General features: G+C 64.1%; 16 protein-coding genes. 8 read left to right on the top strand and 8 right to left on the bottom strand.

Annotated features, from left to right (window positions below; genetic code table 11):
• Nucleotides 1-398: 398 nt before the first annotated feature.
• Nucleotides 399-1,814 (top strand): esterase-like activity of phytase family protein, encoded by a 1,416-nt coding sequence (locus tag EN852_RS21280; protein ID WP_246694341.1) that lies wholly within the window; start codon nucleotides 399-401, stop codon nucleotides 1,812-1,814.
• A gap of 91 nt (nucleotides 1,815-1,905) precedes the next feature.
• On the top strand, nucleotides 1,906-3,375 hold the full coding sequence (locus EN852_RS21275; RefSeq protein WP_127876779.1) for an MATE family efflux transporter: 1,470 nt from the start codon (nucleotides 1,906-1,908) through the stop codon (nucleotides 3,373-3,375).
• A 6-nt stretch (nucleotides 3,376-3,381) separates the two neighbouring features.
• Here EN852_RS21275 and EN852_RS21270 read toward each other — a convergent pair whose 3' ends face one another.
• On the bottom strand, nucleotides 3,382-4,587 hold the full coding sequence (locus EN852_RS21270) for an MFS transporter (protein ID WP_127876778.1): 1,206 nt from the start codon (nucleotides 4,585-4,587) through the stop codon (nucleotides 3,382-3,384).
• 137 nt (nucleotides 4,588-4,724) lie between these two features.
• Between EN852_RS21270 and EN852_RS21265 the strand changes: the two genes are divergently transcribed.
• Nucleotides 4,725-5,300 (top strand): TMEM175 family protein, encoded by a 576-nt coding sequence (locus EN852_RS21265; protein WP_127876777.1) that lies wholly within the window; start codon nucleotides 4,725-4,727, stop codon nucleotides 5,298-5,300.
• A gap of 3 nt (nucleotides 5,301-5,303) precedes the next feature.
• Here the strand turns inward: EN852_RS21265 and EN852_RS21260 are convergent, their stop codons facing one another.
• On the bottom strand, nucleotides 5,304-5,585 hold the full coding sequence (locus tag EN852_RS21260) for a hypothetical protein (RefSeq protein WP_127863248.1): 282 nt from the start codon (nucleotides 5,583-5,585) through the stop codon (nucleotides 5,304-5,306).
• Nucleotides 5,586-5,716: 131 nt separating this feature from the next.
• On the opposite strand from EN852_RS21260, the gene EN852_RS21255 reads away from it, so the two are divergent.
• Nucleotides 5,717-6,583, top strand: a complete 867-nt coding sequence (locus EN852_RS21255; RefSeq protein ID WP_127876776.1) for an SDR family NAD(P)-dependent oxidoreductase — start codon at nucleotides 5,717-5,719, stop codon at nucleotides 6,581-6,583.
• Nucleotides 6,584-6,588: 5 nt separating this feature from the next.
• Here EN852_RS21255 and EN852_RS21250 read toward each other — a convergent pair whose 3' ends face one another.
• The 3 genes from EN852_RS21250 to EN852_RS21240 all read right to left on the bottom strand — a co-directional run bounded on the left by EN852_RS21250 (nucleotide 6,589) and on the right by EN852_RS21240 (nucleotide 8,522).
• Nucleotides 6,589-7,083: a low affinity iron permease family protein gene (locus EN852_RS21250; protein ID WP_189546082.1), complete on the bottom strand. Its 495-nt coding sequence runs from the start codon at nucleotides 7,081-7,083 to the stop codon at nucleotides 6,589-6,591.
• 318 nt (nucleotides 7,084-7,401) lie between these two features.
• Complete coding sequence (locus tag EN852_RS21245; protein WP_127876775.1) at nucleotides 7,402-8,043, bottom strand: DapH/DapD/GlmU-related protein; 642 nt, start codon at nucleotides 8,041-8,043, stop codon at nucleotides 7,402-7,404.
• A gap of 50 nt (nucleotides 8,044-8,093) precedes the next feature.
• Nucleotides 8,094-8,522, bottom strand: coding sequence for a CreA family protein (locus EN852_RS21240; RefSeq protein WP_127876809.1), 429 nt, complete (start codon nucleotides 8,520-8,522; stop codon nucleotides 8,094-8,096).
• A 353-nt stretch (nucleotides 8,523-8,875) separates the two neighbouring features.
• On the opposite strand from EN852_RS21240, the gene EN852_RS21235 reads away from it, so the two are divergent.
• The gene (locus EN852_RS21235; RefSeq protein ID WP_127876807.1) at nucleotides 8,876-9,460 is read left to right on the top strand and encodes an SCO family protein; all 585 of its coding nucleotides are present in this window, start codon (nucleotides 8,876-8,878) and stop codon (nucleotides 9,458-9,460) included.
• A complete protein-coding gene (locus EN852_RS21230; protein WP_127876774.1) occupies nucleotides 9,460-10,332 on the top strand; it encodes a 50S ribosomal protein L11 methyltransferase in 873 nt (290 codons plus the stop codon). The genes EN852_RS21235 and EN852_RS21230 overlap by 1 nt, the downstream gene beginning before the upstream one ends.
• 9 nt (nucleotides 10,333-10,341) lie before the next feature.
• Here the strand turns inward: EN852_RS21230 and EN852_RS40900 are convergent, their stop codons facing one another.
• Entirely contained in the window at nucleotides 10,342-10,527 is a 186-nt protein-coding gene (locus EN852_RS40900) for a hypothetical protein (RefSeq protein WP_189546080.1), read from the bottom strand.
• A 241-nt stretch (nucleotides 10,528-10,768) separates the two neighbouring features.
• On the opposite strand from EN852_RS40900, the gene EN852_RS21225 reads away from it, so the two are divergent.
• Nucleotides 10,769-12,613, top strand: a complete 1,845-nt coding sequence (locus tag EN852_RS21225; RefSeq protein WP_127876773.1) for an aminopeptidase P family protein — start codon at nucleotides 10,769-10,771, stop codon at nucleotides 12,611-12,613.
• Between the two features lie 82 nt (nucleotides 12,614-12,695).
• On the opposite strand, the gene EN852_RS21220 is transcribed toward EN852_RS21225, so the two are convergent.
• Both EN852_RS21220 and EN852_RS21215 read right to left on the bottom strand, forming a co-directional pair.
• On the bottom strand, nucleotides 12,696-12,992 hold the full coding sequence (locus EN852_RS21220; protein ID WP_127876772.1) for an AzlD family protein: 297 nt from the start codon (nucleotides 12,990-12,992) through the stop codon (nucleotides 12,696-12,698).
• Nucleotides 12,989-13,717 (bottom strand): AzlC family ABC transporter permease, encoded by a 729-nt coding sequence (locus EN852_RS21215; protein ID WP_127863242.1) that lies wholly within the window; start codon nucleotides 13,715-13,717, stop codon nucleotides 12,989-12,991. The genes EN852_RS21220 and EN852_RS21215 overlap by 4 nt, the downstream gene beginning before the upstream one ends.
• Nucleotides 13,718-14,051: 334 nt before the next feature.
• Here EN852_RS21215 and EN852_RS21210 point away from each other — a divergent pair, with 334 nt between their 5' ends.
• On the top strand, nucleotides 14,052-14,810 hold the full coding sequence (locus EN852_RS21210; protein ID WP_127876771.1) for an SDR family oxidoreductase: 759 nt from the start codon (nucleotides 14,052-14,054) through the stop codon (nucleotides 14,808-14,810).
• The last annotated feature ends 22 nt before the right edge of the window (nucleotides 14,811-14,832 follow it).

Genomic DNA, 14,832 nt, shown 5'->3' with positions numbered 1-14,832 from the left:
CGGGCCCCAGCTCATCCACGGTTTAGGCTACCTGAGGGGTGACGGGCTCTCGATCGCCGCCACGGATCAGGCAAACACCTGGTCCGTGGCACCCTCAACATGCACGATTCCAAACACACAAGGGGTGTTCCAGCGGAGTGATACGTCGGCTTTCCCTGGAACACCCCTCATCCGGCCGCTTCGCGGCCACCTTCCCCCACAAGGGGGGAAGGAGAGGCCCAGCCTGTCACGCAACCATCACGTTCAAGTCCTAGACCGCTTGACGGCAAGGGCTGGCCGCATCGTCGGTGCCGCGCCCTTTTGAGCCAATGGCCGCTCTGCTCGTCACGAAGGGGATTTCCATGAAACATCTCAACCGAACCGCCACGCTCGGCGCGCTGCTCGCCCTGTTCATCGCTATGACGCCGGCGCTTGCCGACAGCGTCGCTTACGTCAACAAGGGGCTCGTCGGCGTCGGCCGCATTCCGGCCAGCCAGAAGGACAAGTTCGGCGAGACCTTCGGTTCGGGTTCCGGCATGGCGATCGACACCAAGGGCTGGGCGCGCGATGGCGCGCGCTACAAGGGCTCGCTCTGGCTGCTGCCGGACCGCGGCTACAATGTGGTCGGCACCACCGACTACCGCCCGCGCCTCAACACCATCGCGATCGAGCTGAGCCCGACCGCTCCTGGCGCGGCGCCCGCCGCCGGACGGGAACAGTCCGGCGTCAAGGCGACGCTCGCCAACACCATGCTCTTGACCGACGACAAGGGCGCCGACGCCACCGGCCTCGATCCGCTGAACGGCGTGCGCGAAGCCGCCGGCGACATGCCGATCCTGCCGCAGGCCGAAAACGGCAAGCTTTCGCTGGACGACGAAGCGATCGTGCGCCTGCCCGACGGCACCATGTTCATCTCCGACGAATACGGCCCCAACATCTACCGCTTCTCGGCTGAGGGCCGCCTGATGTCGGCGACGCAGCCGCCCGCGGCCCTGGTGCCGATCCGCCACAGCAAGCCGAATTTCGCTTCCGACAATCCCGGCCCGGGTGCCGCCGAGCCCGATCCGAAGGATCCCGAGACCGGGCGCCAGAACAACCAGGGCCTTGAAGGCATGTCGATGACGCCCGACGGCAAGTTCCTGATCGCGGTGCTGCAGTCGGCGACCCGCCAGGACGGCGGCGATTCCGGCTCAACGCGCCAGAACACCCGCGCGCTGGTCTATGATGCTTCCGACCTCGCCCGCCTCAAGCTGGCGCATGAATATGTCGTGCCGCTGCCGGTGTTCAAGGACGCCAAGGGCAAGACCAAGGTGGCCGCGCAAAGCGAGATCGTGGCGCTCTCCGACACCAGCTTCCTGATGCTGGCGCGCGACTCGGGCAACGGCCAGGGCGTGAAGGGCGACGAGTCGGTCTATCGCAAGATCAACATTGTCGACCTCTCCGGCGCCACCGATATCGCCAACGGTCCGTTCGACGCGGCCGACAAGCCCGTCGCGCCGAAGGGCGTGGTCGATGCGTCGGTGACGCCGGCGAAGCTGACGCCGTTCATCGACATCAACGACCAGGCCGAGCTCGACCGCTTCGGCCTGCACAATGGCGCGCCGAACGACAGGAACAACCTCTCCGAGAAGTGGGAGGCGATGTCGCTGGCCCCGGTGCTCGATCCAAAACTGCCGGACGATTATTTCCTGTTCGTCGCCAACGACAACGACTTCCTTACCCAGGACGGCTTCCAGGTCGGCGCGCCCTACAAGGCTGAGGATGGCGCCGATGTCGACACCACCTTCCTGGTCTATCAGGTCACGCTGCCCGGCCTTTCCAGCAACACGCAGTAAGTCAGCTGGTCACCTGGCTCGCCCGGAAAAGGGTGCATGTGTCTCGGGCCTGCGATAGCATCGCGGGCCTGACTCATTTCCGGTGCCTGCCATGAACAAAAAGCCTGCCCGCCAGCGCGTCGGCGACCTGACCAGCGGGCCGATCCCGCGCACGCTGCTTTTGTTCGCGCTGCCGGTGCTGGGCTCCAACGTGCTGCAGTCACTCAACGGCTCGATCAACGCGGTCTGGGTCGGCCGCTTCCTTGGCGAGGCGGCGCTGACCGCCACCTCCAACGCCAATCTGGTGCTGTTCCTGATCCTCGGCACGGTGTTCGGCATCGGCATGGCGGCGACCATCCTGGTGGCGCAATCGGTCGGCGCCCGCGACCTGCCCGAAGCAAAGCGCATCGTCGGCACCAGCGCGACCTTCTTCTTCCTCGTCTCGGTCATATTCGCCGTCTGCGGCTGGATCTGGGTCGGCGCCATCCTCGCCGGGCTCGGCACGCCGGCCGATGCGTTGCCGCTGGCGCGCAGCTATCTGCGCATCATCTTCGTCGCCGTGCCGATGATGAACCTCCTGTCATTCGTCATGACCGTGCTGCGCGGCGCCGGCGACTCGCGAACCCCTTTTGTCTTCATGGCGCTGGCGGTCGTGCTCGACGTTGTGCTCAATCCGCTGCTGATCCGCGGCATCGGCCCCTTCCCCGAGCTCGGCATCGCCGGTTCGGCCGCCTCGACGCTGATCGGCCAGACGGTGAGCGTGGCCGCCATCCTGATCGTGCTCTATGTCCGCAAGCACCCGCTGCGGTTGGCCGGCGCCGATCTCGCTCTGCTCAAGCCCGATCCGGCGCTGCTGCGCATCGTCGTCTTCAAGGGCATTCCGATGGGTCTGCAGATGATCGTCATCTCGGCAGCGGCGTTGACCGTGATGGGCATCGTCAACTCCTACGGCTCTCAGGTCGCCGCCGCCTACGGCATTGCCGCCCAGCTCTGGACCTATATTCAGATGCCCGCTCTCGCGATCGGGGCAGCGGTCTCCTCGATGGCGGCGCAGAATGTCGGCGCCGGCCGCTGGGACCGCATCGGCAGGGTCGCGGCCTCCGGTGTCGGCTTCAACCTGGTGCTGACCGGCGCGCTGGTGGCGCTGCTCTTCGTTTTCGATCGCCCTGTGCTCAGTCTTTTCCTCAGCAACGACAGCGCCGCGATCGACATTGCCGCTCATATCAACAAGGTGGCGTCCTGGTCGTTCATCCTCTTCGGCATCACGATTGTGCTCTTCGCCACGGTGCGCGCCACCGGCGCCGTCATGCCGCCGCTGATCATCCTGATCATCTCGGTGTTGTTCATTCGCACCGGCTTCGCCTATTCCATGCGCAGCGTCATCGGCCAGGAAGCGCTGTGGTGGAGCTTTCCGGCCGGCTCGATCGCCTCGCTCGCGCTCGCCGCGGCGTATTATCGCTTCGGCCGCTGGCGCACGATGCATATGATCGAGGCCCGGCCGGCGGCCGGCGAGCCGCCCGACACCGGCCTCGGCGTGCCGCGCGAGCGTGCCAATCTTGCGCCTGAGACACCGGCCGGTTGAGATCCGCTACCGCGCGTATTTGGCGCCGAAGCCAAGCGCCACCGGCGAGAAGACGATGATCATGCCGGCAAAGGCCAGGCTTGCCACGGTGGCGTTGGCCAGGCTCGACAACACACCGATGCCGATCACCGGCAGCGCGTTGCCGCAGAAACAGCAGATGAAGAAGGCCGATACCACTTCGGCACGACGGTCTGCCGGCGCGATCTGGTTCACCACTTGCAGGCCGCCGCGATAGCCGAGCGCCCCCGCCACGCCGCAGACCGCCGTGGCCACGATCATCAGCGCCATCGAGGCGTAGATTTGCGCCGCGACGACCAGCGCCACGGCCGGGATCATCAGCGCCAGCGCGGCGAGCATGGTAAAGCGGGCGGATAGCCGGGCGGTGCCAACAATCGTCGCCGCCGCAACTATCGACAGCTCGAAGAAAAGCCCGCCGGCTTCGGCATGATTGGTCACGTGCAGCTGCTGCGCGAGAATGCTCGGCGCCAGCGCGGCATAGAAGCCGACCAGAGCCATGGCGCCGAAACCAGTCACCGCCGGCGCGACGAATTGCGCGCGGATATTGTCGGGCACCGAAAGCCGTGGCCGCAGCGAAACGTCCACGAGCCGCCCTGGACTGGAGACCGTTTCGCGCGTCCGCCAGATCAGCAAGGCCACCAGCGCAAGCAGGGCGAGATAGACGACAAATGTCAGCCTGAGTGGCCAGGGAGCGTATTGGGCGAGCAGCCCCGCCATGAGCGCGCCGGCGCCGAGACCAATGAAATTGGTGCTGGTGGTAATGATAGCAGCGCGCGACTTGTCCTTTCCTTCGATCAACTCGGCAAGCCAGGCAGTGCCCGCCCCTGCGCCGACGCCAATGCCGAGGCCGCTGAGAATGCGTGCGATATCCAGCCAGGCGAGGTTTTCGGCGAAGAGGAAAAACAACGCGCTGACCACGGCAACCACCATCGCGGCGAGCGCGGCGGGACGGCGGCCGATCACATCCGACACCCGGCCTAAAAACAGCAGCGCTCCCAGATTGCCGACGACGTAGACTGCATAGACCAGCGTCAGCGTGACCTGCGAGAAGCCGAAGACCTGCTTGTAGATCACGTAGAGCGGCGTCAGCGCGGTGCTGCCGGCGAACAGCGCGGCGATCATGGCGGCGACGGCGGCCTTCGCGGCCCTTCCGTCAAGCTCATCTCGCGTCAGGGTCTGAGTGTAGCTCGTCATGGCGACCTCCAAGGGTTGCAAGCCCAACGCCCATGCAATGGTGCTGTTCCAACCTGCCAATGCCCTCCTGACAGTTCTGGCCGGATGGTCAGCCGCGGCATCCTCCCTTAACGTCTACGCAGAGCGAGGGAAGAATCATGGGCAAGGGACGGGTCGAGGCATTCACCGATGGCGTCGTCGCCATCATCATCACGATCATGGTGCTGGAGCTGAAAGTGCCGCACGGCGAGGATTTCTCGGCCCTGGTACCGCTGTGGCCTGTCTTCTTCAGCTATGTGCTGTCCTTCATCAATGTCGGCATTTACTGGAACAATTTGCACAACATGTTCCACACCGTGCAGCGCGTCGACGGGTGGGTGCTGTGGGCCAACCTCAACATGCTGTTCTGGCTGTCACTGATGCCGGTGACGACGGCCTTCATGGGCGAAAACCATTTCGCGCCGGTGCCCGTCGCGGTCTACGGCGTCGACCTGGCGCTCTGCGCCGTCGGCTTCAACATCCTCTCGGCCGCCCTACACCGCCTGCATGACCCGGAAAGTATCTTCGCCAGAGCGTTGGGCAATGACCGCAAGGGAAAGATCTCGTTGGCGCTATACCTCGCGGCCATAGCTTTGACCTTCGTCAACCAGTGGATCGGTGTCGCGATCTATGTGCTGGTAGCCATGATCTGGTTCGTGCCGGACAAGCGCTTCGAGCGGCTGGTCGCGAAATAGCGCTTAACTGCGCATCGCTTTCAGTTTTTCCGCGGCCGAAGCGGCAAGGTCGGCATAGCGCTCTTCCAGCCGTTCCGCCGCCTTGATGATCGGGAAGTCGTGGCCGAACTTCTCCAGCGCCAGCCGCAGCTTCTCGGCGAATTCCGCCTGCTGCTCCAGCGCCGCGAACAGCGTTTTCACCTGCGTCTCGCTGATATCGGGATTGGCGAGCATCTTTGGCACTTCGCGGCCCATCTGGTCACCGTTGACGGTCTGCTCCTTCAGGATTCCGATCCAGTCGGTCAAATGCCGAACTCCTTTTTTCAGGACAACATGCGCGGCAGGCGCCGCGATGGTCAACCCATTACAGAGGAACCGACCTTGCCTCGGCGGCGGCCGGCGTTAAGTTCGGCCGAACCCGAGCAAGGATGAAAATCATGACCAGCGACGCCGAAATCCAGACCGCCCTGCCCGCTTTCGCTTCCGGCAATGTCGCCGTCATCACCGGCGGCGCCAGCGGCATCGGCCTTGCCGCCGCGAAACGGTTCGCGGCGATGGGCATGAAGACGGTGCTGGCCGATATCGGCGGCGTGCGCCTCGACCAGGCGACAGAGGCCGTTGCTGCGATCGCCGGCCAGGATGCCGTCCTCCCGATCCCGACCGACGTTTCCAGGGCCGAAGACGTCGACCGGCTGGCCGACCTCGCCCACGGCGCTTTCGGCCCGGTGTCGGTGCTGATGAACAATGCCGGCGTCGGCAACAATCCGGGCAAGCCATGGGAGAACCGTGACGCCTGGAAGCGGTTGCTGGACATCAATTTCTGGGGCGTCGTGCACGGCACCGAGGCCTTCGCGCCGCGCATGCTGGCTGCCGGGAAGCCGGGCCTGATCATCAACACGGGCTCCAAGCAGGGCATCACCACGCCGCCCGGCAACCTCGCCTACAACGTCTCCAAGGCCGGCGTGAAGACTTTTACCGAGGGGCTGGCGCACGCGCTGCGCAACGAGCCTGGAGCAAAGGTTTCGGCGCATCTGCTGATCCCCGGCTTCACCTATACCGGCCTGACCGAGGGCGCGACGCAAAAACCCGCCGGCGCCTGGACCGGCGAGCAGGTGATCGACTTCATGCTGGCATCGCTGATCGACGACGATTTCTACATCCTTTGCCCCGACAACGAGGTGGCGCGGCCGACGGATGAAAAACGCATGGCCTGGGCGATTGGCGATATCATCGAAAACCGCCCTGCCCTGTCGCGCTGGCATCCCGATCACAAGGACGCCTTCGCCGCCTTCATGAACCGCTGAACCCGTCAGGCGGCGGTTTTCTTCTTGGAGCCATTCTTCGCTGCGACAGTCTTCTTTGCGGCCGTGTGAGCGATCTTGCGATCGTTGCTGGAACCCTGCTTTCCCGCCACGGCCTTGCTAGCAGCTGTCTCGGCGATCTTGCGGTCATGCCGCTTCGCCGCTGCCTCGCATTTGGCGCGGATCTCCTCGACCTCGGATTCCGTCAGGTGCTCGATGCCTATGAAGTGGTTGTGGGCGCGGCTGACCCTGATCAGCTCGTCCAACTTGGCCTGGATCGCCGCGCCGTCCCGGTTCTGCGTGTTCTGGATCAGGAACACCATCAGGAAGGTGACGATGGTGGTCCCGGTATTGATGACCAGCTGCCAGGTGTCGGAAAACCCGAAGATCGGGCCGCTTGCCGCCCATATGACCACGATCAGCAGGCAGAGGGCGAAGGTCCACGGCAGGCCGGCCAGATGCGCCACCCGGTTGGCCATCCAGGTAAAAGCCTTCTCGATCATGCAAAATTCCTCGAAAACCGTTGACGCGCAGGCATTTGCAAAGAAACAACAAGCAGCCGCCTGGGGTTCCAGGGATTTGAATTTTCGTGCCTGCGCGTGGCTGCAATCAGGCACACGCCAGAAGCGCAGCCGCGTGAAAAAACACCTTATCGGTTTGCTTGCGATAGTGGCGGTGCAGGCAAGAGAGCCTGTTCCTTCCGCTTCACTGCGGTTTACCTCCAGCCCCTTCCGCTGCGCCACCCCCGCATGGCGGAAGGGGCAACCACTTCCGAGAGCGAGTAGCATCTAGGCAGCGCCGTCATGCTTCCTGACGGCTTGTCAGTGCGTATTGTCTTCCCAGCAATCGAGAAAGGCCTCGATCGGCATGGCCTGCATGTCGGGAATGGCCCGGGCCAGTTTCTCGGGCGCCCAGTCCCACCAGGCGAGGGTTTCGATTCGCGCGGCGATGTCGGGTTCGAATCGCAGGCGTAACGGCTTTGCCGGAACGCCGGCGACGATCATGTAGGGCGCAACGTCATGCGTCACCACGGCATTGGCGCCGATGACGGCGCCGTTGCCGATCGCGACGCCGGGCATGACGACCGCGCCATGGCCGATCCAGACATCATGGCCGATCCTGACCCACTTTGCCTGCCGGCGCGCACGGAATTCGGTGTCGACGCCCAGCCAGCGGAAATACTCGTTTGGCCGGTAGCTGACCTTGTGCTGCGTCAGCCGCTCGATCGGATGCTCAAGCGCGTTGATGCGGCTGTTGGCGGCGATCGAGCAGAACTTGCCGATCGTCGTGTAGATCGCTTCCGAATGGCGCTCGAAATAGGAAAAGTCGCCGACACTCACCTCGCGCAGGATCACCCGCTCGCCGATCGAGGCATAGCGGCCGAGCTTGCATCCCTTCAACTCCGCGGTCGGATGGATGCGCGGCTCGGAGTCCTTGAGAAGGAGGTTTTCAGGGCGGTCCATGCCCGGGCTTTACGCCCGAGCGATTTCTCCCGCAAGCCGGGCACTTGGCCCTATTGCGGCTTGCCCTTCGTCCACACCACGTTCTGGCCGTAGAGCGGCACGGTGGTGACCGACATCTTGGCCGAGCCGTTCTGCACCTGGCGCGAATGCGACAGGTAGATCAGCGTCTCGTTCTTCTTGTCGTAGATGCGGTTCACCACCTGTTTCTTCCAGATCAGGCTGAGGCCTTGCTTGAACACTTCCTCGCCGCCCTCGCCCATGTCGATGTCGCCGATGGTGATCGGCCCGGTCTGGCGGCAGGAGATCGAGGAATCGGAAGGATCCTCGAACCAGTTGCCCTTATGCAGCCGGTCGATAATGCTGCGGTCGAAATAGGCGACGTGGCAGGTCACGCCGTCGACTTTCGGATCCTTGATCGCATCGATCATGATGTCGTTGCCGACCCAGTCGACACGCACTTTGCCCACCTCATCGGCCATCGCCGCGCCGGCGCTGAGAGCAAGACATGCGGCGAACAAGCCGATCAGTTTTCGCAAAGGTTGCCTCCTGGGTTGGCGTTTGCCGATGTCAGGTGGGACAGGATCGTGGCGTTTGCAAGCCGCCCCGATGACTTACAAGCCATCGGGTAGATCCATCATGAAAACCTGATGGAAGATAGTTGGGAAGCCAAACCGTTCAAATTAAGGATCGGTCAGGCTCCACAGAGATCGCCGTGGCCATCCGATTGCGGCAACGCGACATCTTTGAGGTGGCCTTCGCGGCATCTATGGTGAATGACAAGATCTCCAACGCCCAATCACGGCAGACTGAAATGGCTAACCAACCCTCGCCTATCATGCGGTTCATCCTTGTTGGCATTTTGGTGCTCATGGTCGTGATCACCGGCGTGATGACGTTCCAATGGTACAGCAAGCTATATAGCGGCGAGCCCTACGGCGCGCCCTTCACGCTGGTCGACCAGAAAGGCGCGCCGATCACCGAAGCCGCCTTCAGGGGCCACCCGAGCGTCGTCTTCTTCGGCTTCACCCATTGCCCGGAAGTCTGCCCGACGACCCTGTTCGAGCTGGCCGGCTGGCTGAAGACGATGGGCGACAGCGGCAAGAACCTCAACGCCTATTTCGTCACCGTCGACCCGGAGCGCGATACGCCGGAAACGATGAACACCTATGTCAGCAACTTCTCCGACCGCATCACCGGCATCACCGGCGATCCGGACAAGGTGCACGCCATGGCCAAGGCCTTCGGTATTTATTGGAAGAAGGTCGACACCGGGGACGGCGACTACACGATGGACCATACGGCCTCGGTGCTGCTGCTCAACGCCCAGGGCGATTTCGCCGGCACCATCGCCTATGGCGAAAGCGCCGACACCGCCGTCGCCAAGCTGAAGCGGCTGGCGGCTGGTGGGCAAAGCTGATGGGTCAGACCAGGCTCCACCTCACCGCCAACAAGATCGAGGCCGACCGCATCTTCGCGGCGCTGGACGCCGCCTTCGAGGACGACGGCCTGCCGATCGCCGTGCTGGAGCTCGACGAAGATAAAGACATCCACGAAGTGTCGCTCTATGCCGACGGCGACATCGATCCCGTCGAGGCGCGGGTCAGGGATATCCTCGCCGGCCTCGGCCTGCCGAAGCCCGTCGAACGCGAGACCCTCCCCGACATCGACTGGGTGTCGCGCTCGCTGGAAGGCTTGAAGCCGGTCCGGGCGGGCCGCTTCCTCGTCCACGGCTCACACGACCGCGCCAAGCGCCACGCCGGTGATCTCGCCATCGAGATCGAGGCAGGCCTCGCCTTCGGCACCGGCCATCACGGCACCACCGCCGGCTGTCTCGAAATGCTGGAGCAGGTGGTGCTGCGCGAACGGCCGCGCAACGCGCTCGACCTCGGCACCGGCAGCGCGGTGCTTGCCATCGCGCTCGCCAAGCTCGCGCATATCCCGGTGCTGGCGACCGACATCGATCCGGTCGCCGTCCGCGTCGCCGCCGCCAACGCCCGCCTCAACCATGTCAAGGCGCTGGTCGAAACGGTGACGGCGCCGGGCTTCCACAACCCGATCTTTGCCAAGCGCGCGCCCTTCGACCTCATCGTCGCCAACATCCTGGCCCGGCCACTGATGCGGCTGGCGCCCGAAATGGCCCGGCATATCAGGCTCGGCGGCTCGCTGGTCCTTTCCGGCATCCTCGACCGGCAGCGCGACGCGGTGGTCTCCGCCTATGTCGGCCAAGCCTTCCGCCATGTGCGTACCTTGCATCGCGAGGGCTGGGTGACCATCCACCTCAAGCGCTGAGGCGCTTACTCACACATAAAGCGAGTTTGCCGCCTTCTGCAGTTCTTCGCGATCGTAGCCATTGGCGTTCAGCGTTTCATCGTCGAGACAAAGCAGCGCCCCGTTGACGTAGCGGCTCGCCTCGCGGCGGCGAGCTTCGATCAGCGCGCTCATGGCGTTTCTGAAAAATCCGCGTCTGGCTGGAAGCGTGGACATGACAGTCTCCTTTGCAGGACAACCGGATTCATTCCTCCACATCCGGGAAACTAAGCCCTGCCGACCTGTTTGGAAATCAATGATTCTGCATGGCGTCCATGCGCAAAGACACGGGGCGCGCGCCTGGCTTGCACGTCACCCCTTCAGCATATCTGGATCATATGGCGCCTGGTGACAGATCCGTTTCAATTGGCGCACGAAATGCTCTAGGTTCGCGACAAGCATCCCAGGAGAGGCCACGATGTTCCAGACCTTTGATTCCGCTGGCGATCCGGCCGTCGGCAAGCCGCGCGTAGCCCTGCTGCGGCAATGGCTGGCCGACAATGGCTTGGATGGCTTCATCGTTCCCCGTGCCGACGAGCACCAGGGCGAATATGTCGCCGACCGCTCGGCGCGGCTGAAATGGCTGACCGGCTTTTCCGGTTCGGCCGGCGTCGCCATCGTGCTGCGCGACCGCGCCTTCATCTTCGTCGACGGCCGCTACACGTTGCAGGTGCGAAACGAGGTCGACCTTTCGATTTTCACCGTCGAAAGCCTCATCGACAATCCGCCGGCCAGCTGGATCAAGGACAATCTCGGCAAGGGCGCCAGGCTCGGCTTCGACCCCTGGCTGCATACGATCGGCGAGGTCAAGGCGCTGAAGGCGTCGGCCGAGCAATCCGGCGCGACCTTGGTGCCGCTCGACAGGAACCCCATCGACATCATCTGGAAAGACCAGCCCGAGCCGCCGCGGGCGCCGGTGGAGTTGCAAGAACTCAATTTTGCCGGCGAGCTCGCCAAGGACAAGCTTGTGCGGCTGGCAAGCGCAATCCAGAAGGACGGCGCCACCCATGCGGTGCTGACCGACCCCTCTTCCATCGCCTGGAGCTTCAACATCCGTGGCGGCGACGTGCCGCACACGCCCCTTGCGCTCGGCTTCGCCATCCTCGCAGCCGACGGCAAGCATCAGCTTTTCATGGACCAGCGCAAATTCCCGCGCCAAGTCGCGGCCTATCTCACCCAGCTTGCCGATCTGCATGATCCGGGCGAGTTCGAAGCGGCGATCGTCGATCTGGCAAAGGGCGGAGCCAATATTGCGCTCGATCCGGTGCTGGCGGCGGACAAGCTGAGAATGCTGACCGAGGACAATGGCGGTACGGTCGTGCTGGCCGCCGATCCGGCCCGCATCCCGCGTGCGACGAAAAACCAGGCCGAGATCGCCGGCAGCCGCGCCGCGCATCGCCGCGACGGCGCGGCTGTCGCCAAGCTGCTGTGCTGGCTCGACCGCCAGAAACCTGGCTCGCTGGACGAAATCGCCGTCGTCACCAAGCTGGAGGAAGTGCGCCGCCAGACCGGCGAGGAAACGCAGATGCCGCTGCGCGACGTCTCCTTCGACACGATTTCCGGCGCCGGCCCGAACGGCGCCATCATGCACTACCGCGTCTCGCGCGCCACCAGCCGCAAATTGGAAAGCGGCGAGCTGTTCCTGCTCGATTCCGGCGGCCAGTATCAGGACGGCACCACCGACATCACCCGCACCGTTCCGATCGGTGAGCCGACGCAGGAGATGCGCGAGCGCTTCACCCTTGTGCTGAAGGGCATGATCGGCATCTCGACGCTGCGTTTCCCCGCCGGCACGCGCGGCTCCGAGATCGACGCCGTCGCGCGCGTAGCGCTGTGGAAGCATGGCTGCGACTTCGCCCATGGCACCGGCCACGGCGTCGGCTCCTACCTTGCCGTGCATGAAGGCCCGCAGCGCATCGCCCGCACCGGCACCGAAAAGCTGCTGGCCGGCATGATGCTGTCCAACGAGCCGGGCTACTACAAGGAAGGCGCCTACGGCATCCGCATCGAGAACCTGATCCTGGTCACGCCGGCGGAGCCGATCGAAGGCGGCGACATCGCCATGCATGGCTTCGAGACGCTGACGCTGGCGCCGATCGACAAGCGCCTCGTCCGCACCGATCTTCTGACGCGCGATGAGTTGCACTGGCTCGACCAGTATCATGCATGGGTGCTGGCCGAGATTGGCCCGATGGTGGACGGCGAAACGCTGGCCTGGCTGGAGAAAGCCACCGCTCCGCTGCCGCACGACGCGAAGATCTGAGATTAGCTTCTTTCTCCCGTTCTACGGGGAGAAATGCCCGGCAGGGCAATGAGGGGCAGCGCCGGCCATTGAAGATGAAGCGCTAACCCAGAAACTGCCGCGCCAGGATCAGCACCGCCGCGCCTGCCAAAAACATCGGCATCAACCCGCCGCGCAGCGAGACCAAAGCGGTGACCACCAGCGCCGCCCATTCGGCGGGCCCGGCGCCAAGGACCGCCGGCGCGACCAGCGTCGTCAGCACCGCGGCCGGCACGGCGTTAAGCCCCGCCTCGACGCGCGGATGGATATTCTCGAAGCGCGAGATGACGAGGTGGCCGCCGACCCGGGTCAGATAGGTGGCGATCGCTCCGGCAAGGATGATCCAGAAGGTCGTGCTCACGGCCGCTCCCCTATTCCGCTGTGATGCGGCGGCAGGATCACCGCCAGCAGCACGCCGGCGACTGCGCCGATCGAGACATGCCAGGGCGAGCCGACCGTCTTGTAGGCGATGATCGACGCGGCCGCGCTTGCTGCGACGACGGGTAGCCAGAGCGGCCGCTTGCGGAAACCGAGGACGAGGCCGAGGAAATAGATCGGCAGCAGGAAATCGACGCCCAGCGCGTGGGTATCCGGAATGAGCTTGCCGAACACCGCACCCAACCCGCTTTCGATGACCCAGAACACATAGACCGGCAGGCCAAGTCCAAGATACCAGACGAACCCGACCGGCTTGCCCGACACGGCCCTCGCCTCCGCCACGGCAAACTGCGGGTCGGTCAGGATGAAGTAGCCCAGCGCCTGCTGCAGCAGGGGCCAATGCGCGATGCGCCGGCCGATGCCGGCCGAATAGAGCACGTGGCGAAAATTCACCGCGAAGATGGAAAGCACGATCAGCCATGGCGCGACATGCTGGCCGAACAATTCGATGCCGACCATCTGGCTGGCGCCGCCATAAATCATCGCACTCATCAGGAAGGCCTCAAGCACCGAGAAACCGCTGTCGACGGCGATCGCGCCGAACAGGATCGCGAACGGCGCAGAAGCGACGACGACCGGCATCGACAATCGCACGCCGTCCCAGAAATCGCCGCCGGTTCTGCTCTGAGAGATTGCTTCCGCCGTCATCAACCGCTCCCAATGCATGTCGTTCAGAAGTGCGCAGCGGTTCTGGGACAACGACATAGGTCAAAACAAGAACTTGAAGCGCGTCGCCCGAATCCGTTCCAGCGCGGCGCGCTTCAAGTGGGGCCTGATGTAGGGAGCGTCGCCGTCAATGTCACACCAATTCGCTTGACCCGACGATCAGCGGAACTGATCGCCCCCGCGCCGTGGCCAATGACAAACAGGCAAGCGTTCGAAAGCCTGCCCAAGGGTGTGACCGAATGATGGATTTTCCACCCGCCCCTATTGTCGAGCGATCAAACCAAGTGCCAAGATCGGGACAAAAGAGGGGTAATGAATGGTCGTCTTTGATTTCACCGGCAGGCATGCGGTCGTCACCGGAGCGGGCGGTGGCATGGGCGAAGCGATCGCGCTGGGGCTGCTCGATGCAGGCGCCTCCGTCACCGCCATAGACATCAAGCCGCGCCCGGCATCGCTTGCCTCCTATGACGACGGGCTGACCTTCGCCCAAGGCGATTTGACCGATGCCGCCTTTGTAGAGCGGACCATCGGCGCCGCCGGCCGCGAACGCGGCGGCATCGACTATCTCGCCAATGTCGCCGGCGTTCTGTGGTTCGGTCGCGACAAGTCTGCGCTCGAGATGGATCTCGACGTCTGGGACCAGGTCTTCAATATCAATTTGAAATCCTTCGTGCACACCGCAAGGGCGGTCGTTCCCCATATGCGCGCCGGCGGGCGCGGCGGCGCCATGGTGCATTTCTCGACCATCCAATGGTACCGCGGCGATCCGAAACCGCAGGACGCGTATCAGGCATCGAAGGCAGGCGTCTGCGCGCTGTCCAAATCGCTGGCCATGCAGCTTGCCGGCGACGGCATCCGCTCCAACGCCATCTGCCCCGGCATGGCGCTCACGCCGCTGCAGGCGCGTTGGGACACCGAGGAGAAGCGCGCCGCCGTGGCGAACTACACACCGCTCGGCCGCATCGGCACGCCGCAGGACATGGCCAATGCGGCGCTCTTCCTGCTGTCGGACGCCGCGAGCTACATCACCGGCATCGAGCTTCCGGTCGACGGCGGCCTTTTGATGCGGATGTGAGCTTCTGGCCTCGCCTGGCTCG

This window comes from Mesorhizobium sp. M2E.F.Ca.ET.209.01.1.1, from assembly GCF_004010375.2.
Lineage (GTDB): Bacteria > Pseudomonadota > Alphaproteobacteria > Rhizobiales > Rhizobiaceae > Mesorhizobium.
This window is presented reverse-complemented; position numbering and strand designations above follow the sequence as displayed.